The organism is Leptospira gomenensis (genome assembly GCF_004770155.1).
In the GTDB taxonomy this organism is placed as follows: Bacteria; Spirochaetota; Leptospiria; order Leptospirales; family Leptospiraceae; genus Leptospira; species Leptospira gomenensis.
In genome coordinates, this window is the sequence record NZ_RQFA01000074.1 from 1 (window position 1) to 21962 (window position 21962).

At 46.3% G+C, this 21962-nt stretch carries 19 protein-coding genes; 10 read left to right on the forward strand and 9 right to left on the reverse strand.

Going from position 1 to position 21962, the window contains the following annotated elements; all coding sequences use genetic code 11:
* Window positions 1–191 (forward strand): hypothetical protein (locus EHQ17_RS20005; protein ID WP_210414558.1); only part of this gene is annotated, 191 nt, incomplete at its 5' end.
* A 656-nt stretch (window positions 192–847) separates the two neighbouring features.
* Here the strand turns inward: EHQ17_RS20005 and EHQ17_RS17220 are convergent.
* From EHQ17_RS17220 to EHQ17_RS17235, 4 genes are all read right to left on the reverse strand, one after another.
* Entirely contained in the window at window positions 848–1969 is a 1122-nt protein-coding gene (locus tag EHQ17_RS17220; protein WP_246057606.1) for an aromatic ring-hydroxylating oxygenase subunit alpha, read from the reverse strand.
* A 260-nt stretch (window positions 1970–2229) separates the two neighbouring features.
* Window positions 2230–3228 (reverse strand): IPT/TIG domain-containing protein, encoded by a 999-nt coding sequence (locus EHQ17_RS17225; protein ID WP_135590390.1) that lies wholly within the window; start codon window positions 3226–3228, stop codon window positions 2230–2232.
* 212 nt (window positions 3229–3440) lie between these two features.
* A complete protein-coding gene (locus EHQ17_RS17230; protein WP_135590389.1) occupies window positions 3441–4256 on the reverse strand; it encodes a hypothetical protein in 816 nt (271 codons plus the stop codon).
* Window positions 4257–4392: 136 nt separating this feature from the next.
* A complete protein-coding gene (locus EHQ17_RS17235; protein WP_135590388.1) occupies window positions 4393–4917 on the reverse strand; it encodes a DUF2721 domain-containing protein in 525 nt (174 codons plus the stop codon).
* Between the two features lie 400 nt (window positions 4918–5317).
* Here EHQ17_RS17235 and EHQ17_RS17240 point away from each other — a divergent pair, with 400 nt between their 5' ends.
* The gene (locus tag EHQ17_RS17240; protein ID WP_135590392.1) at window positions 5318–7222 is read left to right on the forward strand and encodes a phosphoethanolamine transferase; all 1905 of its coding nucleotides are present in this window, start codon (window positions 5318–5320) and stop codon (window positions 7220–7222) included.
* 60 nt (window positions 7223–7282) lie between these two features.
* On the opposite strand, the gene EHQ17_RS17245 is transcribed toward EHQ17_RS17240, so the two are convergent.
* Window positions 7283–9259 carry an LTA synthase family protein gene (locus EHQ17_RS17245; protein ID WP_135590387.1) on the reverse strand — a complete coding sequence of 659 codons (1977 nt, stop codon included), beginning with the start codon at window positions 9257–9259 and terminating at the stop codon, window positions 7283–7285.
* Window positions 9260–9523: 264 nt separating this feature from the next.
* Here EHQ17_RS17245 and EHQ17_RS17250 point away from each other — a divergent pair, with 264 nt between their 5' ends.
* The 6 genes from EHQ17_RS17250 to EHQ17_RS17275 all read left to right on the forward strand — a co-directional run bounded on the left by EHQ17_RS17250 (window position 9524) and on the right by EHQ17_RS17275 (window position 15204).
* Window positions 9524–10246: a TetR/AcrR family transcriptional regulator gene (locus EHQ17_RS17250; protein ID WP_135736217.1), complete on the forward strand. Its 723-nt coding sequence runs from the start codon at window positions 9524–9526 to the stop codon at window positions 10244–10246.
* Window positions 10247–10277: 31 nt separating this feature from the next.
* A complete protein-coding gene (locus EHQ17_RS17255; RefSeq protein WP_135736218.1) occupies window positions 10278–11096 on the forward strand; it encodes an efflux RND transporter periplasmic adaptor subunit in 819 nt (272 codons plus the stop codon).
* Window positions 11096–12334, forward strand: coding sequence for an ABC transporter permease (locus tag EHQ17_RS17260; protein ID WP_135595569.1), 1239 nt, complete (start codon window positions 11096–11098; stop codon window positions 12332–12334). The genes EHQ17_RS17255 and EHQ17_RS17260 overlap by 1 nt, the downstream gene beginning before the upstream one ends.
* A 1-nt stretch (window position 12335) precedes the next feature.
* A complete protein-coding gene (locus EHQ17_RS17265; protein ID WP_135595570.1) occupies window positions 12336–13028 on the forward strand; it encodes an ABC transporter ATP-binding protein in 693 nt (230 codons plus the stop codon).
* Between the two features lie 101 nt (window positions 13029–13129).
* A complete protein-coding gene (locus EHQ17_RS17270) occupies window positions 13130–14347 on the forward strand; it encodes a hypothetical protein (protein WP_135595571.1) in 1218 nt (405 codons plus the stop codon).
* A gap of 467 nt (window positions 14348–14814) precedes the next feature.
* A complete protein-coding gene (locus EHQ17_RS17275; protein WP_135595572.1) occupies window positions 14815–15204 on the forward strand; it encodes a hypothetical protein in 390 nt (129 codons plus the stop codon).
* Between the two features lie 99 nt (window positions 15205–15303).
* On the opposite strand, the gene EHQ17_RS17280 is transcribed toward EHQ17_RS17275, so the two are convergent.
* Genes EHQ17_RS17280 through EHQ17_RS17290 form a run of 3 tightly spaced genes read right to left on the reverse strand, consistent with a single transcriptional unit; the run spans window position 15304 to window position 17913 of the window.
* Window positions 15304–15963: a hypothetical protein gene (locus tag EHQ17_RS17280; RefSeq protein WP_135595573.1), complete on the reverse strand. Its 660-nt coding sequence runs from the start codon at window positions 15961–15963 to the stop codon at window positions 15304–15306.
* Complete coding sequence (locus EHQ17_RS17285) at window positions 15960–16817, reverse strand: prepilin peptidase (protein WP_210412875.1); 858 nt, start codon at window positions 16815–16817, stop codon at window positions 15960–15962. Before EHQ17_RS17285 ends, EHQ17_RS17280 begins: the two co-directional genes overlap by 4 nt.
* On the reverse strand, window positions 16801–17913 hold the full coding sequence (locus tag EHQ17_RS17290; RefSeq protein WP_135595574.1) for a pyridoxal phosphate-dependent aminotransferase: 1113 nt from the start codon (window positions 17911–17913) through the stop codon (window positions 16801–16803). Before EHQ17_RS17290 ends, EHQ17_RS17285 begins: the two co-directional genes overlap by 17 nt.
* A gap of 167 nt (window positions 17914–18080) precedes the next feature.
* Here EHQ17_RS17290 and EHQ17_RS17295 point away from each other — a divergent pair, with 167 nt between their 5' ends.
* A complete protein-coding gene (locus tag EHQ17_RS17295; protein WP_135595575.1) occupies window positions 18081–21116 on the forward strand; it encodes an AAA family ATPase in 3036 nt (1011 codons plus the stop codon).
* A gap of 240 nt (window positions 21117–21356) precedes the next feature.
* Here the strand turns inward: EHQ17_RS17295 and EHQ17_RS20300 are convergent, their stop codons facing one another.
* Window positions 21357–21479 carry a hypothetical protein gene (locus EHQ17_RS20300; protein WP_281276591.1) on the reverse strand — a complete coding sequence of 41 codons (123 nt, stop codon included), beginning with the start codon at window positions 21477–21479 and terminating at the stop codon, window positions 21357–21359.
* Between EHQ17_RS20300 and smpB the strand changes: the two genes are divergently transcribed.
* A complete protein-coding gene (smpB, locus tag EHQ17_RS17300) occupies window positions 21469–21954 on the forward strand; it encodes an SsrA-binding protein (protein WP_135595576.1) in 486 nt (161 codons plus the stop codon). The genes EHQ17_RS20300 and smpB overlap by 11 nt on opposite strands.
* Window positions 21955–21962 lie beyond the last annotated feature (8 nt).

Below are 21962 nucleotides of genomic sequence, written 5' to 3' on the forward strand. Positions count from 1 at the left end.
GCAAGGAAGGATCCGGGGTGTTAGGTCACGCTACTTTTTCTGTTTTCAACAATATCCCTTCTAAGGCCCGGTTTCACCGGGCTTTTTTATTGCCGACAATCATCCTCATCCTCATCCTCATCCTCATCCTCTTGCTCGTGTCACGTGCTCGTGCGCTCTTCCTACGCTCCGTTTGCGGCCTGAGTAAATAGTAAGCCACTTCTCCCAGACACCGAGCCTCTCCTTTGTCGGTAAAACTTCTGTGGGAACTCACACGAAATCTTGAACCACGACGCTGGTGAAACAGTTTCGAAAGAGTCGCAAGGCTACCTCAAAAACGGGTTCTCCGCTTACTTTATGCGGGAACATTTTTGTCTGTTCAGCGAATTGGCGTTCATTTTTCGATATCCTTCCATTCTATAGAATCTGGTCGGATTCTTTTTATCCTTTTGCGGTTTTGACTGTCTTGTACGGATAGCCCGATGTTGCTCGGTAATTTCCAGAACACGAGAGGCGCGTTCGTATTTTGTAATCGGCAAATATGCGTTTCGATCAATTTCAAAAAGCGTTATCACAAATTAATTTTTCGACGAACGAATCAAATGATTGCGTGTTAAGAATTTATCCCCCCGGAAATTTTAGGTGGGCGGAACGGCGGACCGACTATTTCTTGTTAGGTGATATTTTGGTTCGTAGAAAACGAATCGTACGTTCTTAATTCTTTTCGCTTGAGAAGAAATTTTTCTCGTGTTTCAGGAGGATCATAAATGGGAAGTCGATCAACGCAAGGATCTACTCCGTTCTCGAAGAATCGGTAATATTCGCCGGAATCAGATTTCACCAAATCAGATCCACCATCCGTCGGAATCTACTCCGCGTTCTCGAGGGATCGATGAAAATGAAAGATACCCGGCTCCCAAGAGCTCGGATAAATTCTTTCCCTTTGCCGAATTCCCGCGTGAATTTCGGGCGCGAGTTCCAGATCCTCCGAAGTTGTACGAAAAAAGAAATCTCGATTCCCTTCCCAAAAACGAATCATTCGGTCCGTTTTCGGTTTTTCGGGAATCAACACCGCCCGAATACAACGAGTTTTACTCGGCGAAAGCGGCTGAAACTGAATGATTCCGAAATGATCTCGGAATAGAACAAGAATCGTGGAGGGAAAAATAAAATACGTGATGATTAGATCCTTTCTGGAAGGAGTTTCTGCGGCTTTATAGGTCCGATTCGGTATTAGAATTCTTGCATGTTCTCCGATCGGATCGTAAACGGAGGAGTTTTTTTCGACGACCGCTGCTACCGAATTCCTATGAAGGGTCGCGATATGATACGTTTCTAAGAAAATTTCAACACCTACTTTCCAATTGTATTCTCCTTCCTCCTTAAGAAGGGCAAAAGGAACGTAGGAATCCAGATTGTACTCGTCCAATTCGTTTCGAATCGGATTTATTTGATTCAAGATTTCGCTCGTTTTTCCTGCGAAAATCATCCCTGCAATTTCTATAAGGGGAATTTCCCGCAATTTATTATTTCCAACTTTGCACCCGCCGGTCAAAAGTTCCCCGTCGAAATCGTACGTCCAGGAATGATACGGACATACGATCTTGCGAATCGATTTCGTATCCGCTCCGGAAATCAAACGGGTTCCTCTGTGAAGACATGCGTTCTCGAATCCCTTAAGATCGTTCTTTTCATCCCGCAACAGAATCCAATCCCGATCCAAAAAGTTCGCGGAAATACAATCGCCCGTTCGGGAAACTTTTTCCCGAAACCCGACCAAAAAAGGACGTCGATGAAATAGCTCCTTTTCTTTTAAAAAACTTTCCTCATTTACGTAGCGACCTGTGGATATTCCGGAAACACCGCTTCCTTCCAATCCGGGAAATATTTCCGGAACGCCCAATTCGCTTTGTCTGCGAACGCGCTCCAAGAGTGTCCGGGAAAACGGTAGATGTTTTGTTCTTTGGTTTTCTTTGATTTCGGTCTTCAATGGATATCCTCCCATCCCGGTCTTACTAAGGCCGGAGTTTTAACATGAAAGTTTCTGAATTACGAATTTTACTCCTGAAAGACAAGTTTGCAACCGAAAACGCAAAATTGCCGTTCGGACGGACCTCTGAATTATCGTAAGAAGTTTAAGGAATTAGATAATTATAAATTAGGAATTTTGAATGAAGGTTGACTTCTGGAAACGAGAAATTTCCGCGGGAGGAGGCGTGGAAGGCGCTCCCGCGGATCGGAAGACGGTTCTCAGTTCGGAACGAAGATCGCCTGGTCCGTATTGTAAGAGCCCAGTCCGGGTTGTGTGCAGGTGGCTTCCGCATACGGAGTGCTAAAACCGAAACCCACCGTATCTCTGTAATAACTTCTCGTGGTCAGTCCGTTCTCGGAAGGATACGTACATCGACCGGTTCGCGTCATGTTGGGATCGGCGGGCGGGTTGACCGTCTCGCAACCGGCTGCGATGTTTGCGATCGAACTGGATCCGAGAATATCATAACACAATCTTTGCGTGTCCACGAAATTCGAGGTCAGCGCAGGTACGATCGCTCCGTCGGATAGGTTCGTTTTGAAGTTGGTCGCCAAAGGTCCTCCGGAGATCAACTTCACCTGAAGAATGTAGGTGCCGACGGTAAGGTTTGCCTTATCGAATTCCGCATTGGTCGCCGTTCCAGCGGCAAGTATCGTCGGCGTTGAAACGGGGGACGTATAATAATACAGATTCAAATCCGCGCCATTATATCCGAATACGTTGAAGACGTGGTCCGTATTGTTGGCTACGGTGAACGTGTAGAACACGCTCACGTCGGTGGAGGAAACCGTTCCCGTTAGGGAATTCGGCTGGTTTAACGCGATGGGAACCGCGGGACGATATCGGATCGTTTTCGATAACACGTTGGAACCGGAACGGTTGACCACGATCGGAACGGTTTTGTTTTCGGATACGTCCGCCAACGTAGGCATCGTGAAAGTAAGCGTATTAGAATCTACTAATGCGATTCCGGTGGCCGCCGTTCCGTCTATCGTTACGGTATAATCGGCCGCAACTCCGGTAAAATCAGTACCGCTTACGGTTGTCGTACTTCCCGGAATTCCCAGCTCCGGATATATGTCGGCGATCGTCTCCGAGTTCAAACTCGTCAGCAGGAAGAACAAGGTAAGGGTTTCGTCGTCCGAGCCGCTTTTTTTGCAATTAGAGGATAAGGAAAGAAATATCACTATGTGGAACAGCGTCATCCACTTCTTCATTTCAAAAGCTCCTTCGTTAAACGCGCGTTTATCGATCTATTATTGTTCTCTTCAGTGTATCAAAAATCCGCCCGTAAACAATGTCGGTTATTACGGGGAAAACGGCGCGATTTAAGTAATTCTACCGAGTTTTCCTACGCGGAATTTGATACGGAAAAGGGAAGTTTTTGGATTGAGTTCGTGTTTCGTTTAACGACAGTCAGACGAAAAAATCATTCGGTTCTAAGATGAAAGAGGGCGTTGTTGCAGGAAAAGCTGAGTTTTTTGGGAACAAGACAAAGTTTCAAATTCTTATGGTCGTTACGAAAGGCATCCACGAGAAATTTGCTCGTATGGGCGACCGCGTGCAAGCCCGCCCATTGATGAAGGAGGATCGGGGCGTTGTTTCCGGAAAAGGTGAGAGGGTTGCCTCCGCGGAACGTTTTTTCGGAATCTTTATTGAGACAAATATGAGTCGCGAACGGTTGAAAGTTTTTCATCTCTTCGTAGGAAAGATTCAGACATTCCACCGCTTCTTCTTCGTGATGAATGATCGGACTCAAATCGTAATATCCGGTTTGTATATGCGGCATCGAAAGGAGATGCCATGGCTCCTCGATCGGAGCGATCTCAATTTTTTCGGGATGATTTTCGACCCAGTTGCTGTGGGCGTAAAAATCCTGAATGATATGAGTGGCGTGACCGATACTTTTCATCGAATCGGAAAAAAAGAAGGCCTTTTCCGACTTTGTTTTTAGATCCCTGAGTTCCAATCCGCATCCGAAAATATTATTGTTGTCGCAATGAAAGGATTCCGCATTCATAAACTCGTCGTCCGATTTTAAATTTCCCTGGACGATCATTTCCTGGCAATCGGCGCGGATTTCGTAACCGGTCTCTTCCGTGAATTCACGAAACGATTCTTTGAGGATCCGTATATGGTTGAACGATCCCGAAGGACCGAAGGCTTCGAGAGAAAATGCCGCTCCGAAATCCATCCCGAAAAATAAAAATGGAATTAAAAATACACCGGGTAGTCTTCGTTTCATAAAAAGGTAAGTAAATGCTTACATACATTTGACCCTCCGGTTTTTACAAAAGAAGATTTTTTTTTTAAACGAGCGCGATAAAAACGCAAAAAAGAGATACGAACGAAAGTGGTAAGGAGGCGCGCGTCCGGGAAGTTTATTTCGGAATCTTCGTCCCTAAAAACTCGGTGAGATCGATCAATCCCTTGATGAATTTGAGATTGTATCTGCTTTCATAGAGCAGAAAAATACTGGCCAAAAAAAGAAACACCCCTCCGAACAAAGCGGTTAAGGTCGCAATCCAGGAAACTTTCCCGTAGAGGGCGGTGGAAACGGCGAATCCCAGACTGGAAAGGACGAACAGCAACGTTGCCGTATAAAGGAAGGCCATCGACCTTTGGATCAAAATCGCTCGGATTCTTTGGATCTTGAGTTGCTCCGTCAGACTTGCGATCCTCTCCTCGGGGAACGCAAGTTTACCGGCGAGAATCCCTTCCATCTCGGTTTTCAAAAGATTGACTCGATCAAAAATTCTTCCGAGACGATTGGCCGTAGAAAAAATCAAACTGGCACAAGCGGTTATCATTACTGCAGGAGTAATCATTCCTGTAAGAATTCCCGGATTGGAAAGCGACTCAAAGAACACGGTACTAAGAACGAAGGCGATACAACTTTTGTCCATCAGATTTGAAGTTCCGTGTTCCCGATCGGACCCTTTGTTTTTATAGAACCTCGAATTCCGTCCCTCGAGACGGATTAGATTCAATTTCTATAATATGCGCCTCGGGAAAATCGCCGGTGAGCGGAACTTTTTTATCGAAACCGTTCGAATTCGGAAATTCGGATTTATAATCCTCAATTTTCAAATTTTATAGAAAAAAACTTGATTTCCTGCCGTAATTTAAAAAATAAAACATGTAAGCATCCGCTTACTATGAAAAAGCTGCTCCGATTGTCGCCTAATGCAGGTTATAATCTGAAAAAATAAAAAAAGCGCTTCTATAAAATGGATCGGAGTTTTTCCGATCGGATATGGGGAGAATTTCTTGATTTCTTTTTTGACAAAAAACGCCGATCGTTCGATGGATCTCGGTCTGCTTCGAATTCCGGAAGTAAGTCGTTTCGTTCGGCCGATGGCGGTCTTGTTGTTACCCGCTCTTGTCCTGAGCGCGGACTTTGGATTCCGTTGGAAGACCCTTTTTCAGATGGAAGGGATTCAGTGGGCGTATTACTTTCTATCTTTCTTATATTCAATATTCTTGTATTCGTTTCTTCTTTTTTCCCTACGGATTCTGAGTCATCGGAAGCGTGGGATCGCTTTCGGATCGTTGGCCGTATTCGCGGCTTTCTTTTACAGTATTTGTATCGTCGGGTCCTACGGTTATTTCAGCAACGCGGGGATCATGCCGAATTTTTTCGTGTTCTCGTATATCTTTCAAGAGCCTTTCAACAGTTGGACCATCTTCCGAGGGGGATTGACGTTTTTGAATCTTCTCGGGATGTTCGTGTTGTTTTCGATTCTTCTCCTATGTTTTCGCTCAGCTTCTTCTTTCGAACCTCCTCGCTTTTTTAGAATCTTATACGGAGTTTTGATAGCCGGAGTTATAATACTTACTGCATTTTTCCACAATAACACTCGGTTTAACGATCAGATCTACGTCGCCGATACGAATTCGATTTCGTTCATCAATCGTAATCTCTACAATCTTGTCACGGGGGATCGTCTCGGTTCGGCGGGGCTTCAATCGAGAAACAAACCGATTCTTACGCCGATTTCGCGTCCGGTGAATTGGAACGTTCTGATCGTTTTGAGTGAGAGTTTACGCAGAAAAAGTATGGGGTTGTACGGATACGAGCGGGATACGACTCCGTTTCTCGATCGTTGGTCGAAACAATCGACCGAAGGAGAGGTCGTCGTTTTTAAGAACGCTTTCTCCAACTCAAGCTCCACTTTGATTTCGGTTCCGAGTCTTCTTTCAGGAGTTTCTCCAATCCAACCCGTCTCGATGACCCACGGTTATCCTCTTTTTTGGGAATACGGAAAAGCGGCCGGGCTCTCCACGTTTTATATCTCCAGCCATAGTTTTCGATGGAATAATTTCTCAGGCTTTTTTAAAAACGCGGGCATCGATTTTCTTTGGAATAAGGAAATCAGCGGACTCAACGTGTTTAACGATATCGGAATCGACGACCGCAAAACGGTTCAGGAATTCGAAACGCAAGTGCGTCTCCTCAAAGAAAAAAAGGAGAACTTTGCGGGAGTGTTACATCTGAACACGAATCATTTTCCGTACATCATTCCCGAAGAATCGATCCATTTTCCGATCGGAAAGGACGCCCAGGCGCCTTACGATAATTCTGTGCGATATCTCGACGGACTTTTGCGGGAGGTTTTCGACTTTTTGGATCGTGAAGGCCTGTCCAAAAACACACTCGTGATATTCACCTCGGATCACGGAGAAGGTATATTCGAACATGATTATATAGGTCACATCGAAAGTAATCATATCGAAACGGTCGCCATACCGATGTTTTTTTTCGTTCCGAAGTCCTTAAAGAAAAATCTGCCTTTGGATCGTCTTAGGAAAAACGCGGATCAGAACGTTTCGAATACGGATCTGATTCCCACGGTCGCCGATATTTTAGGAATTTCCGATCGTCAGGATGTGATGGGTTATCTTTCCAAACTCGAGGGTAGCTCCCTCTTTTCCGAACTTCCCGCCGATCGCAGAATTTTTATCGCCAACAACAACGAGACTTCCTTGTATCGCGTCGGTATGAGTTACATCAAGGGAAAAGTCCATTATATGCTTCGGTTGAACTCGTTTCCTCCCGACGAACAGGCGTTCGATATCCATTCCGATCCAGCCGAAAAAACGGATCTCTGGCCCGGTTTAGATTCCGAAAAGAAAAGGGAGATTCGTAGGGAACTGGAAGGATGCGGTTTGTGCCAGGATCTGTATTCCGCTTCGGGATTGAAATTATAATATTCAAATATTCAAATATTCTAATGTTTTTTCCTTAGATAGACCGAGTAGTTTTCCGCTTTAACGCGTTGTTTTTTTGATCAATTCCGTTTCCGAAGGAAATACCATGTTCTTATTGAGCAGATCGTAGCTTAGGTTTAGATAGGCTTTCGCCTTTTTACTCATATCCTCGCATACGACGGGATCTTTTTCGCAGAAGTTATTCTTTTCCCGCGGAGGGTTGATATTGTAGGAAAGGTCTTCTTTTCCGTCGAAAAAACGTAGATAAAAGAGTCCGTTTTCTATCCATCCGAACAGGTTTCCGTAGGCGAAATAAGCGGTTTCGGTTCTTCCGGGCGCCGCGAGATCCCGTCCCATCGCGGAAAATTCCACTTTTTTTCCCACGAGACCGAGTATCGTTGGAATGACGTCCAATTGCGATGCAACGGTTTCGTCTAACGCAGGTTTTACCCTGCCCGGCGCGTAGATCAGAAACGGGACGTTTCGATCCTCGTAGTAGTCAAGGTAACGGTGGTGTGTGTGATCGGCCACGAAAACGAAGATCGTATTCTTAAAATAACCGGACTTTTCGGCTTGGGTGATAAAGTTGTGAACCGCCCAGTCCGCGTAGTGGTAGACGTTCAGGAAGTCGTAGTCTCTTGTTTCCGGCCCGAAAAGTCTGAATTTTTCCGAAGGGGTGCGGTACGGATAATGTGTCGTGAGGGTTAGCGCCAAACCTAGGATCGGTTTTTTCGCGGATGCGATTCGTTCATGCAATAATTGTAATACGTCCGCGTCGTCGTAACCCCAGGCCCCTAGTTTGAATCTCCCCAGTTTGGCGATTTCTTTTTCACCTAAAACGGTATCGAATCCCCAGTGCGGCATCAGGGTGCTTTTATTGTCGAAACTCAAATCGCCTCCGGTCACGAAATAGGTTTCGTATCCCATTCGTTTGAAGATGTTTCCGATTCCAGAAAAATTTCCGAGCACTTGATGGGTGCGTACCACGGTCAATCCGGGGCGGTCGGGAATTCCCGTCAGGATCGACATCATTCCGTTAGTCGTTCTTCCCCCGGAGGCGATGAAACGGTTGTAGAATCTTCCTTTTTTCAGTAACCGATTGAAGTGCGGAGCGACCTCTTTGCCTTCCACGAGACCGTCTCCTATGGGGCGGATGAATTTTCCGGTCCAGTTTTCCAACATCACGAGTACGACGTTCGGGGGAGTTCCCGGGTTGGTTTCCCTTTGAACGCGAAGAAGCGGATATTTATCGCTCACAAATTCCGCGTTAGGATAGGAAATTTCCTTTCGAACGATTCGAACCGCTTCCTCCGTTTCCATTCTGAGAAACTTAGGAATGGATTGGCTTTTTAGATCCATCACCGAAGTAAACACTCCGTTTAACGCGATGTTGTTGACGAAGTTGTTTCCGGAAACGATTGCGTTGGTGGCACGGATCGGGGACTCTTGAAAACCTCCTCGCACCGCGACCACTGTCACTACCGACACGCATACGATTTGGATCGCGACCGTTTTCCAGGATTCTTTTTGATATCGATACGGATTGTATTTCAAGAACAACCAAGTGGATACGGGAAGAAACGCCGCGAGAAAAACGATTCCGATCAGAAACGTGATCGTGTTCTGTTCCAGCGCCGACTTCAGGATCACTCCCAAATCCTTCCCTAAAAATACGAAACCTTCGTATCCGATGTGTTTGTTTGCGTTTTCGAAGTAGATTATGTCCGCGATCAAGTGAGCGATCATCCAAATTCCCAAAAGTATGGGCACGTAACCCCAAAAGAATCGATAGAGTTTAAAACGATTGAGGTACGGAAGAACGGATAATAACGCAAAAACTCCGAGGACCATTCCGATTACGGCGAAGTCGAAACGGAATCCGAGTAAAAACGCGAGTGCGACTTCGGAGAAGGGAACACCTTCGAGTCGATACGAATACGCCGCTAAAAATGCGACCTTATAAAGCAGAAGTATGAAGGCGTAAAAAAGAACATAACCTAAGATGAGTTTTAAATGGGTGGGAATACGTTGAAACATTCTGGCTCTTTGCGGAATAAGTTTTGTATCGGCGCTCCTTTTGCGCGACGCGAGCCCCGTTCGTATCATTAGCCGCGATGGACCCGGAGGCTCAAGCTAAAAACGATCCGTTTCTTTTTTACGTAATCTCGTTTCCGGAACTCGATCGTTTCCGCAAACGATTTTCGGATACATTCGTTTTTCGATAAAAGGCGGAGAATTTTCGGATTTCCACTCTTGACAAAATTCGGATTTGGGATCATAATGAGTGAGTAATCACTCACCATGAAAGAATTCAAAGAGAATATCGAATTAGACCCGAATTGGCCGGAAGGTCAGAAAAAGATATTTCTGGCCGCAATGGATATCTTTGCCGAAAAGGGTTTTTCCGCGACCACTACGGGGGAAATCGCGAAAAAGGCGGGTGTGGCCGAAGGGCTGATCTTCAAACATTTCAAAAGCAAAAAGGATCTGCTTTTGAGTTTGGCGATGCCGATCCTGGAAGGTTTCATCGCGCCGATCACCTTACGGCGATTAAAGGCGGTTTTCGAAAGGGATTTCTCGTCGTTGGAGGAAATCATCGCCGCCGTTTTCGAAGAGCGTTTGTCCTTTATCCGAAAAAACAAGAATCTGATCCGAATCATCGTACAAGAAGCGATGGTTTCTCCGGAGATTCGTTCCCTTCTCGAGCGCGTTTTTAAGGAAAGATTACTTCCGATCGTAGGGGAACGGTTTGCGGAATTCCAATCCAAAGGTCTGATCAAGAATATTCCGATCACATCCGTACTTCGCCTCGTCGCCACGAATCTCGCCGGTTACATTCTTTTTACGGAAATCCTCTATCAGCCTAAAGATTGGGATGCGGAGGCTGAAACCAAACGGACGATAGAGTTTATCGCGAAAGGTTTGCGTCCGGAAACGAACCCCGTCAAAGCATCGAGTAAACGGATTCCCAAAAAAAAGAAACCGTTCCGTAAGATTCCGAAACGGAAAAAGAAAAAAAATTAGAATTTTATAAAGTTATGATTGAGGAGTTTTTATGAACGTTGTCCTTCGGGTGACAAGGTGGATTTTGAAAAAATATCTGACCTTGCGCCGGCCGTATCGGATCCTGATTCCTGCGTTAGTCGTCTTAGGCTCGGCGGCGATTTTGTTTTCTTTCCAAGGTAAGGCTAAGGCGGTGGACGAAGCGATTTCGGGTCCGATCGTCGAAAAGGCGTACGGATTGGGAACGGTACATTCTCTCGATACGTTTCGATTCCGCGTCGCCGTTCCCACCAAAGTCACTAAGGTGTTCGTTCTGGAAGGAGACGAGGTTTCTCCCGGTCAAGTCCTGCTACAGTTGGAGGGTCTCACACCGGTCCGTTCTCCGATCCGAGGAATCGTTTCCGAAATAGGTTATCACGAAGGGGAAGTCGCCTTTCAGAGTTTCAACGCCGTAGAAGTTTTGGGAACGGGTTCGAAATATCTTCTGGTGGCTCTCGACGAACAGATTCTTCTTTCGATTAGAAAAGGACAGAAGGCTCTCGTTCGTTTCGAAGGTAAACCGGACGAAAGCGTTTTGGGAGTAGTCCGCGGAACGTTCTCCAATTCGGGACAATTTTTCGCGAGAATCGAAACCGAACGTTTTCCCGACGGGGTCCTTCCCGGGATGACGGCTGACGTGGCGATAGAAGTCGGTAAAAAAGAAAATGCGGTTTTGGTTCCACGCAAATACGAAAAACAACATAAAATAAGAATATTCAGAAACGGTAAATCGTTTCCGATCACTTTTACTCCGGGGCTTAAGTCCGAGCATTACGTCGAAGTCAAGGACGGAGACGTCCGTCCCGGTGATAAACTGACAGAGGTTAGGTGATGTTTTTCATTTCCCTTAGGCAGATGTCCGCCCGCGGTAAACAGACTTTGACTACTTTGTTCGGAATCGTTCTGGGGACCGCGGCTTTCATAATCATATCCGGAGTTCTGCTCGGCTTTCGAGGATATCTCGTGGATCAGTTAATCAACGCGGATTGCCACGTGCGCGTCTCCTCCCGACAGGAAATCATACGATCCGATTCCATGGACGATCTTTTTCCGAACGAAAACGTCTTCTGGCTTTCTCCTCCTTCGGGCAAACGCGGTTCCTCACATCTCGCGACGGCGACTCTCTGGTATGAAAGGCTCGAAGCCGACTCGGAAGTGCAGGCTTATTCTCCACAAGTGAGCGGAAGGATTTTTCTTTTTTCGGGCGCCAATCGAGAAGCCGGAAAGATCATCGGCATCGTCCCGAATCGGCAAATCCAAATCACTCCTTTGTCCGATTATATCATCGAAGGAAGCGTCGAGTCCCTTTCGGCGGGCAATCGGATCGTATTGGGTGAAGGCCTCGCTCAACTGCTCGGTTTGAGGCTGAATAAAACGGTTTGGATCACCGCCGGACAAAGGGAAAAGACGCCGTTTCGAATTTCGGGAATTTTTCGTTCCGGAAACAAGGCCTTGGACGACGGAGTCGCCTACGGCTTGTTATCCGAAGTTCAGCAGTTGACCGATCAAAGCGGAAGGATCACCGACATCGCGGTCCGCCTCAAGGACGTTAACCGTTCCTTACAAAAAGCAGATGAGTGGAGGCAATTCGGAGAGGACAAGATTACGAGTTGGCAGGAAGCGAACTCGAGTTTTTTCGCGATTTTTAAACTTCAGGACGCCATTCGTTATTCGATGACGGCCGCGATTCTAACGGTTGCCGGTTTTGGAATATATAATATTTTGAATGTAATTATCAATCAGAAAAAAAGGGAAATAGCGATACTACGTTCCATAGGATATCGACCGGGTGACGTGTTGCTCATATTTTTGCTCCAGGGAATCGTATTGGGAGTTGCAGGCGGTTTGTTCGGGCTTTTGCTCGGGTTTTTGATCTGTCTTAGGATCGAATCCATGCCGTTTACGAATCCTTTGTTTTCGGCGGGGGGAGGAACGATGGTAGTATCCTTTGCTCCTTCGATATACGTTCAGGCTTTTTTGCAGTCGTTGGCGGCGACGATAATCGCAAGCGTGATACCCGCCCGGTACGCGGGAAAACTTTCTCCGATCGAAATCATACGGGGAGAATAGGATGCGAAACGAAAAGAGTCTCAACGACGAAAAAAAGAATATCGCGATCCAAGTGAACGACATAAGAAAGACGTTCGGAAATTCCGAAATCATAAAGGGGATCGGTTTAGAGATTGAGGAAGGGGATTACGTTTCCTTGACGGGAAAGTCCGGTTCCGGAAAAAGTACACTTCTTTATATGATCAGTTCTCTGGATCCTCCCAGTGCCGGAAAAATATTCATAGAGGGGAACGATTTGTATCTGATGAAAGAGCGGGAGATCCACGAGTTTAGGAATAAAAAGATGGGATTCATATTCCAATTTCATTATTTACTTCCCGAATTCACGGCTCTGGAGAACGTGCTTATGCCCGCGAGAAAAGCGGGAACGCTCAAACGATCGCGCAGTTACGCGGAACATCTTCTCGAGGAATTCGACCTGAAAGATAGAATGGATTACAGGATCGGAAAACTTTCAGGAGGGCAGGCGCAGCGTGTCGCGATCGCAAGAGCTCTGGTCATGCATCCCAAATATATCTTCGCGGACGAACCTACCGGAGCTTTGGATTCGACTAACACGAAAGTGGTGATTAACATTCTCGAAAAAGTGAATCGTGAAAAAAATACGACTATTCTTGTGGTGACACACGACAACGAATTCGCCTCTAAAACGAAACGTCAGATACGTCTCGTTGACGGAAAGATCGTTCCCTAAGATAGATAAGATCCTCCTCGCTCTGTTTCGATTCTTTTCTAAATTACGTCGGAGATTTATTTTCGGATAGGCCTTAAAGGTGACGGGTTCAGTCTCGGTTTATGCGATGGAAGTTTCCGAAATTCAAAGCGGGTCAAACGAGAAGATGGGAATATTTGCTTCCCACAGGATCGGTAAAGGAAACCGAATCCTTCGCCAGAAAAATATTAACGGATCCTTATCTTCCTAAGACTTCCGCTCCGTTTTTAAGATCGCAGGGAGGAAAACTTCTTCTTGAAAACGCCAATTTCCGTCAAGCGTTAGAGTTCTTGGTTAGAATTCCCTGGGTTCGCGATTTTCGACTGAATCTGGGAATGTATCCCGTCAAACGCGTGTTAGGTTTCGAAGGTCTGGAGGAAGTCCTTCGAAAATCGGAAACCCTTCCTCCGGATTGGGGCATCCGTTTTCACCCTCAGGTAAAAGGACGAAACGATTGGCGCGCCGAAGATCTGAATCGTTTGTGGGAGACGCAGAACGTTTCCCCGTATAACGGAGTTCATACGACCGAATTAAGCGCCTTGCTCCTTGAAGACGAAATCATAATCAATCTCAGTCTGGCCGGAGATCCCCTCAATCAAAGAGGAGGTTTTAGGCCCCTCTCCAAGTCGGCGCCGATCCGAGAGGATTTGGCGCTTTTTCTGATTCGCAAGTTGCGTAAAATTCTTCCTAACCCAGACGGCCTCTTCGTTCCGTTCGCAGGCACGGGAACTTTGATCCGAGAATCATTGGATTCGATTTTTGGTATTGGATTTCCGCATTATCCGAGGAAGTATTTGTTTCAGGATCTACCCGAATTTCCGAAACCTACTTGGGACTTCCTGAGAAAGAAGATCCTTACAGGATCGGAGACGAACCTATCTGTCTGGTGGAACGAGATAGACACGACCACTTTCGAATATACGAAAGAAAGAATGTTCGAATATTCTAAATTTTTAATTGATTTCGGTTTAGAAAGCCGTGTCCGCGCGGAAGGGGTTCAGGGGGATTTTTTCTCCTTTTCTCCCGCGGAAATTTGGGAACGATTTAAAAGGCCGAAACGGATCTGGATGCCTCTTAATCCTCCCTACGGTCAACGTATGGAAAAGGTTTCTCCGAGCGCTTTCTACAAACGTTTGGGCGAAAAATTGAAACTTTGGTGGGAGCTTCCCGCGGAGTTGAACGGTTTCTTACTTTGTCCGGACGAGGAAACCTGGTCCGTTTTCGTCCAACGGATAGGAATCAAAACGGAAACCATTCACGTCACACACGGCGGTACGGATCTTCGTGTCGTTTATTTCTGAACGTCGATGCGATCCGTTTTAGAAGACGGACTACACGATTCGTCCTTTTTTTTAAGGCCTCTTTTCGTCTTGAAGGGTATCTTTTCGGAATCGAGGCCGTAAATCGGAAACGAACCACCGGATCGTTGGGCGATTCGATGCGCGAAAATATTCCCGAAGGGAAATCGATATTCTAATTATAATAAAGGGTCCCGTTCCCGGCCGTTAGTCGAATCTCGAAGGATCGTATCCGGATTTGAGGGGCGTAAAACGATCGAAACCGCCTGCCCCTCTTGTTTTGTTGAGTTTCCCTTTTGCGGTCATCCTCTTTTCGTCTTCTTTCGAACCGTATCTAACCGTGTCCGTTATGCGGAATATTCCTTAAGTATGTTTTATTTTTACATATTTTTGTTATTTTAGAAAAATATGATTCAATAATTTAGTTATTTATACATTATTTAAAAATAAATAACGAATATAGAGGTCTTATGATAGGATATTTCAGCGCGGAGTCGGGGATTTTTCTCTACGTTTTGGTCGCGTTCACTTTTTTCATGTTCGCGTTGCCTATGTTTTTGTTCCCTCTTCGGTGGGCTTCTTTTTTGGGATGGAAAACCGAATCTACGAACCATCTTTCCATTTACTTTGGACGTTGTTTGGCGAGCGTTATGGCGGTACTTTGTTATATGGGATACACGGCGGCTGGAAACAGGATTTGGCAGCCGTTTTTTTTCAACATTTTGTTAGGATGCACCGGTCTGATGGTGCTCGTCCACGCATACGGAGGAATTCGAAAAATTCAACCTTTGAGCGAAACGGTGGAAACCGGCTTTTGGCTTTTGATCTTTATGGGTGCTTTGGTATTTTATCCCGCCTAATCGATGTTTATCGAAGTGGTCGCGCTTTGTTGTTTTTTTCGTCGGGTATTCGAACCCGAAGTCTCCGAATCGGTAAAACAAAAGGTTTTTAAGGAGAGACTACGATTTAGGTCCGTCGAGTTCGAATTCGTAGGAAATCGTTTCTTCGGTTACGAGTTCCAGATACAATTTCGTCGCGGTTGGAAAGGAACATCCGGGATCGAACAGGATCATGATCCGTTTTCTCGGTTCTTCCCGGACTTCGATGGAGGCCATTCGTGGTAGAAATTCCCGCATATAATTCTCTTCCGGGTATTTGGGATATACGTTTCTACGCAATCGATCGATGAAATGGACGAAATCGTATCGGTAAATTTTCCAATCGATGACGTCGCAAACGGATGAATTCGCCCGGATCGATCCGATCCGATTCAATCCGGCGATTCCCGCGGAGGATCGGATTTCGACCACGACGATCTTGGGGGTTCGATCGGTTTTTTTTAAAAACGTAAGAGTGGTTTGCGAAAGTGTTTTAGAGTCGGTTTCCGGCTCCCAAATATTATTACTATCGAATATAACTTTTTCCTTATCTTCTTCGGTGCCGGGGGAAAACGCCTGTACTCGATACAAGTTTCTCTGGATTCCCGTCCGGTTCGGTTGTACTTCGACGAGTTGATTGTCGGAACGTAATCCGGGAGAAAGTAAAAAAGCCCCGCAATTCGAAATCATCAACGCGAAGATAAGGATGAAACTGAGGGAGGTTGTCTTCTTCGAATTCATCGTTCCAAGTCTTGTGATTCTAAAAACGGAATAAAAAACGTTGGGTTTTCCCGCGCGAATAAGATTCGTGCGCATACCGTGAGAAAAATTCCCAAGCTGAAATAAACCCCCATAGGTATGGGAGTTTTACGCAGACTCGTTCCCTTTTTCCGAAATACGAGAGTGAATAATACCGCCGGTATGTAGGAAACGTTCAGAAAGAACATCCACCACGGATGTCCCGCTATCAAAGCGTATACGGGCGCGAATAAAACGTCCCCGAATCCGATTCCTCCTGGGAATAAAAAATACAAGGCTAAAAAACAGAGCGAAAAACCCAAGAATACGTAAAACTCATTCCAGCCGGGAAGTTTTCCCTCCAGTAGATAAAGGCTCGCGATTCCGAAAAATAGGATCCAAGGTAGATTTTCGTAGTCGAGTGAAAAACGGTATACGTCCGTAATACAGGAGATTAGCAGATGTCCGCAGAAAAACAAAAATACGAATCCGAACGGCGCGTTCTTAGTGAAATACAAACTAAACAAAAATACGCAGACGAACGCCGCTTCGATCAGAGGAAAAAAAGGAGGAATTTTCGCATTACAACGTTTACACTTTCCTCGCACGGAAAGATACCCTAACACGGGTAACAGTTCCGGATAACGGACCTCGGTTCCGCAGGATTCGCAAGCGCTCGGAGAAAGAAAAATCCGCTTCCAGCGCTCGGTTCCCGAATACGACTTGCGTTTTGGTCCATAAAAATATTCTAATATTCGAAATCCTAAGGTGACGTAAAAACTTCCCAAGGAGGCGGCGCCCAGGCTTCCGAAGAGCGCCATAACGTAAAACGGAACCGGATCAGGCGAGTTCGCCAAGCGCAGCAATTCCCCGTTTTAAGTTTTCCCATTCGGATGCGAAACTGATCCGTATGTAGTTTTTGGAATCCGTGAAGATATATCCCGGAACCAGGATCAATTCCTTTTCCTTGACTGCGCGCAGGATGAAGTCTTCGTCCTTGTCCTTGATTTTGAAGAAGAAATAAAACGCACCTTCGCTTTTGGAGATTTCGTATTTGTCCTTTAAGGATTCGTAGACGAAATCCCTTTTTTCCTTATAGTCCGCGATGTAGGGACTCATATCGGTCTTTAGGGCCTCGAGTCCCATCCACTGAGTTACGGAAGGGGCACAGACGAGAGTGTATTGTTGTAAAGTAGTTAACGTTTTTATAATAGGTTCGGGCGCTAGGATGGACGCGAGTCGAAGCCCCGTCATGCTGTATGTTTTGGAAAACCCCGATAACGTGATCGCCTTTTCGTAAAAGGATCCGACCGACACGAACTTCTTATCGTAGTCGAAAAGTTCGTAGATCTCGTCCGAGATCAGATAGGCTCCGGTTTTTTGGGCGAGTTCGGCCAACGCTTCCAGCTGTTTACGGGAAAGGATTTTTCCCGTCGGATTGGAAGGAGAGGAATAGATGATGATCTTGAGTTTTTTGGTAGAGAATTTTTCGAGTTCTTCCGGAGAAAAGGATTCGTGTACCGTGTTCATCCTTCCTCCGTAGATCTTGATGTAGGCCGGATACATCAGAAAGTGCGGGGTCACCACGAGGCATTCGTCGCCTTCGTTTAACAACGCATTGAATAAAAGTAAAAAGGCGGAACTGATTCCGGAAGTGACTAAGATCCGTTCCGGAGTCGCGTAGGAAATTCCGTTGGACGTCTTGTATTTTTCCGCGAGTGCGGAACGTAATTCCGGAATTCCTCCGGTCAGTGTGTAGGCGGTTTTGCCGTCGCGCAGAGCCTTACATCCGGATTCTATAATATTCGCGGGACAAGGGAAATGCGGTTGTCCGATGGAAAGGTTGATCGGATTTTTTAAGGTTCCCGCGAGTTCGAATGCCTTTCGAATTGCGGATGTATCCAGTCCTTGGATACGATCGGCTAAAACATATTCTAACGTACTTTGACTCATACTGAATCCTTTTTGCAATTTGGAACGGAGAGAACCACCGTAAAATAACGTTCCCGTAAGAATCTTTTCAAAAAGTTGGTTTGTAAGTCAAACAATTCCAAAACTGTTCAAACTATATTTCGGGAATTCAGGTTGCCAGAGGATTCCGTCCGGAAAAACGTTGAGTCATGGAAACCGTAAACATCGCCGGTCTTTCCGTTCCCGTTTCTCGGGCCGGAATCAACACGGGAACGCTCGGCTCCGATCTCGTGGAGACGGATTCTACCGTTCGCAATTTATCCAACATTCTCTATCCTTTGCTGGAAGGAAAACCCGTTCTCCTTGTGGGGGACGCGGGTGTGGGGAAAAACGCCCTCATCTATTATATCAACTTCAAACGAAACCATCCCACCTCCCGTTTCAGTTTTAACGAAGATACTCTGCCCGAGGATTTGATCGGTTCGTATCGGATTTTGATGGATGGAAAAGGGTTTGTTTGGTCCGACGGACCGTTGACCTCCGCGATCCGCGCGGGCCATAGTTTTGTCGCGGACGAAATGAATCTTTGTCCTCCCCATATCATCAAACGTTTTTCCACCGTGTATGAATCTTCCTATCTGGAACTCATCGAAGGGGACGGTTCCAGAATTCTCTGCGGAGACGGGTTTAACTTTATCGGTACTCAAAATCCTTCCGAAGGGTTCGAAGGCCGCAAGCCGCTTCCCTTCGACATCACCCGTTTTTTCTCCGTCGTATTCATCGATCCTCATACCCCGGACGAAATCCTTTTCATCCTGAAAAAATTGTATCCCGCTCTGAGCGAATCACTTCTACAATCGTGCATTCGTATTTCCCTCGAAACCGAAGGTAGGGTGGTCGCCGGAAAATTAGGCAAAGGTGATCTGGAGAAGTATCACTTCAATATCCGCAATCTCAAAAAAGTCTGCAACCGTCTGCTCGGGTTGAAGGCCGACACGAAGGAACTTCAGTTTAGAGAGTTTTGGAATTTTTACGCGGAACCGTTCCGTAAAAAAGAGGACCGTGATCTTCAGATCGAACTACTACTGCAGGAAACCGGACTTTCTCAAATTCCAGCTCTGCCCGAGCCCCAGTTCCAGGTTCACAAAGGATTTTTGTACTGCAACGACAAGGCCGTTCCGGTTCGGGACGAGAATCGCGCCAAACAACTGTTAAACGATACCCCCTTGCCTTTGAAACTCCGGGAATTTTCGGAGAAAATCTTCACCGCGGTTCAGTTTCAGGAAAACGTTCTCATCGAATATTCGGAGGAACAGGATCCGCAGATCCTTCTTCCTCTGTTCACCGAAATTTCGGGTCTTCCGCTGGAAACCGTAAGTTTGTGTAAGGGAATTCACACCTCCGACATCATCGGCGCCTTAAAACCGATCGGAGGTTCGCAGGTGGATTGGGTGGACGGTCCTCTGACTCGGGGAATCCGAGAAGGGGGAAATATTCTCATCACCAACCTCGAAGCGGCCGGTGCGGAACTCGTGGAAAAACTGAACATGCTCACGGACGACGCGAGATCGTTGACCCTACCTCCCGAAAGCGGTAAAACGGAACCGGTCCCGCTCGCGGAAGATTCCAGGATTTTCGCGCTCAAACTTTTCCGCAAATCCAAGTCCACGGCGACGATTTCCCGCGCGTTTAGAAACCGTTTTACGAGTATTCTTTTTCCGGATCTGGAAGACGAATCCACGTTAACCGAAATTCTTTCGTTCTATCTTCCCGGCAACAGTCTGATCCTTAAGATGGTCACCTTTCATCTTAAGATCCGGGATCTCGCCAAAAAACGCAGCATCGGTTCCGCCAATCTGCTTCCGTATCTGTTCGGTCTCTCCAATCTTCTTTTTTGGAAGGATCATATTCTGCGTTATGCGGAATCGTCCAAGGGAGAAAACGGTCTCAAGGAAACCGCGGTCCGCGGTGGTAGAATCGCCTATATCAATCAGATCGCCGATCCTAAGGAAAGACAGGAACTCGAAAAGATTCTGGACTTTCAAATTTCCGGAATCGAAATCGAATCGGACTTCTTCAAAATTCTGGAGGAGAAGAAAAAAAAAACTCTGACGACCGCGGTCACCGACGTTGAAAAAAAACGGTGGTGGAATCCGGAATTGCACGAGCGAGAGGCGCTGACCGGTAAAGCCAAACTTCTCAATTCGGGAAATCCGCTTCGCAGAGGTTTGGAGATTGACACTCCCGAAACGGGCGGTCAGGTCAAGGAAGGCGCGGACGCTTGGTACGGCCAGGAAACACGGGGCAATCAAGGACAAGGAGAACCGGCCGGCGGCGGCGGTGCCTGGGGATATCGCACCGAAGAACTTTACAAACAATTCCTCGCCAAACGCAAAATACTTTGGGAATATACGATCCAGGTTTCTTTGAAGGAATTTAAGGAAGTGTTCGGTCAGAGCCTCGAAGACATAGAACTCAATCTGGATCGTTTGTTCGATCCGGAAATCGACATCACGCGTATGTATCGTAACGAAGGAAATCGTATCGACGCTCGGAAATATATTTCCTTTCTTTCGGGAAGAGGGGATTCCAAGGTTTTTGATCGGACCATCATCGACAAAAACGAGGAAAAGTTGAAAGGTGTGGAAGTCGCCTTTCTCGTTTCCAAATCCAGAAGAATCTTTAACTTCGAATATGCGGTCGCCGTGATTTCGGCGATGTTGTCCTCCGCGTATATTCTCCGCGAACACGAGGTGGATTTTTCCATCCACGCGTATTCCGATCGGAACAACAAAAAGGATCGTATCGATCTGATTCCGATCAAACGTCTGGACGAGGAATACGACGAGGCGAAGGAAGAGGAGATGTTCAATTATCTCCGCACCGACTGGCAAGGCGATTCCGTCGAGGAATATCAACTTCTCGAAAAAGTGGAAACTTATTTTTCGCCCGAAGCTCAAACAAAAATCGTCGTGATGATTTCCGATTTCCGAGGACAAAGAGGAAAGGCCGAAGTCGAAGACGAAATCAACTCGCGCGACAACCGCAAACTTCATGCGGAAATTCTTAAAAACCAAAACAGAAATTACGTCTTTCTCGGTGTGGGTTTGGGTAGAAGATACATCGCGGAACATCTGTTTCAGGATTCCATCCAGATCACTTCGGACAACTTTTACAATATGCCCAATTTGATCGGAACCGAACTCGGCAGATTGATTTTGACCCATCACAGTATGAGAAATTGATCGTAGAGGTTTTCGTATTCGTTTCCTAAAGGACGTCTTCCGACGTAGGCGTTTTTAGTCGTCCGAAGGAAAACATACGAACTGCATGGGAATCTGTGCGGCCCGGTTCGACACGAAACCGGAAGATAGTTACGTTAAAAGACGGCTTTTTCGAATTCGGAAAAAGGACGTACTCCGCGCGTCTTTGTAAAACCGAGTAGTTTTTCACTTGGCCCCGGCCTTTTATTCAAAAAACTGGATTTACTCCCTTTGCCTTCTTACGGATCCGAGCGCGCGGATCAAAACCGCGTCCAAATCGTAAGTCGAAACGGCCGCGTAGAATATCCGGTCGGCAAACAGGAGCGAAACGATCATGACGAACAAAAAGGAAGATTCCGGACATTCCCCTTTGGTCAACAAAAAGGCCAAGTTCAACTTCGAGCTGATTTCCTTCCTCGAAGCAGGAATCGTTTTGTCCGGATCGGAAGTCAAAAGTCTCCGCGATAAAAAGGGAAATCTCACCGACGCTTTCGCAAAGATAAAAAACGGGGAAGTGTTTCTGGAGAACTTCTCCATCGCTCCGTATAAAAACGGAGGTTATTCCAATCACCCCGAAATACGTCCTCGAAAACTTCTCCTTCACAAAAAGGAAATCGAGAAATTGGATCGTCAGGTTAAGGAGAAGGGTTTGGTTTTGGTCGCCACCAAGGTTTATTTTAAGAACAACCTGCGCGTCAAAGTGGAGATCGCTTTGGCCAAACCGAAAAAACTCCACGATAAACGGGACGATATGCAGAAAAAAGACGCGAAACAGGAAATCGCGCGCGCGATAAAATCCGCGAATCGTTACGATTCCTGATCCGGTTA

What these genes read in the sequence shown, in the direction of transcription:
- EHQ17_RS17225 (WP_135590390.1), bottom strand. Translation starts at nt 3,228, where the DNA reads ATGAAGAAGTGGATGACGCTGTTCCACATAGTGATATTTCTTTCCTTA.
- EHQ17_RS17290 (WP_135595574.1), bottom strand. Translation starts at nt 17,913, where the DNA reads ATGAGTCAAAGTACGTTAGAATATGTTTTAGCCGATCGTATCCAAGGA.
- EHQ17_RS17265 (WP_135595570.1), top strand. Translation starts at nt 12,336, where the DNA reads ATGCGAAACGAAAAGAGTCTCAACGACGAAAAAAAGAATATCGCGATC.
- smpB (WP_135595576.1), top strand. Translation starts at nt 21,469, where the DNA reads ATGACGAACAAAAAGGAAGATTCCGGACATTCCCCTTTGGTCAACAAA.
- EHQ17_RS17255 (WP_135736218.1), top strand. Translation starts at nt 10,278, where the DNA reads ATGAACGTTGTCCTTCGGGTGACAAGGTGGATTTTGAAAAAATATCTG.
- EHQ17_RS17260 (WP_135595569.1), top strand. Translation starts at nt 11,096, where the DNA reads ATGTTTTTCATTTCCCTTAGGCAGATGTCCGCCCGCGGTAAACAGACT.
- EHQ17_RS17230 (WP_135590389.1), bottom strand. Translation starts at nt 4,256, where the DNA reads ATGAAACGAAGACTACCCGGTGTATTTTTAATTCCATTTTTATTTTTC.
- EHQ17_RS17240 (WP_135590392.1), top strand. Translation starts at nt 5,318, where the DNA reads ATGGATCTCGGTCTGCTTCGAATTCCGGAAGTAAGTCGTTTCGTTCGG.
- EHQ17_RS17245 (WP_135590387.1), bottom strand. Translation starts at nt 9,259, where the DNA reads ATGTTTCAACGTATTCCCACCCATTTAAAACTCATCTTAGGTTATGTT.
- EHQ17_RS17270 (WP_135595571.1), top strand. Translation starts at nt 13,130, where the DNA reads ATGCGATGGAAGTTTCCGAAATTCAAAGCGGGTCAAACGAGAAGATGG.
- EHQ17_RS17235 (WP_135590388.1), bottom strand. Translation starts at nt 4,917, where the DNA reads ATGGACAAAAGTTGTATCGCCTTCGTTCTTAGTACCGTGTTCTTTGAG.
- EHQ17_RS17250 (WP_135736217.1), top strand. Translation starts at nt 9,524, where the DNA reads ATGAAAGAATTCAAAGAGAATATCGAATTAGACCCGAATTGGCCGGAA.
- EHQ17_RS17295 (WP_135595575.1), top strand. Translation starts at nt 18,081, where the DNA reads ATGGAAACCGTAAACATCGCCGGTCTTTCCGTTCCCGTTTCTCGGGCC.
- EHQ17_RS17275 (WP_135595572.1), top strand. Translation starts at nt 14,815, where the DNA reads ATGATAGGATATTTCAGCGCGGAGTCGGGGATTTTTCTCTACGTTTTG.
- EHQ17_RS17280 (WP_135595573.1), bottom strand. Translation starts at nt 15,963, where the DNA reads ATGAATTCGAAGAAGACAACCTCCCTCAGTTTCATCCTTATCTTCGCG.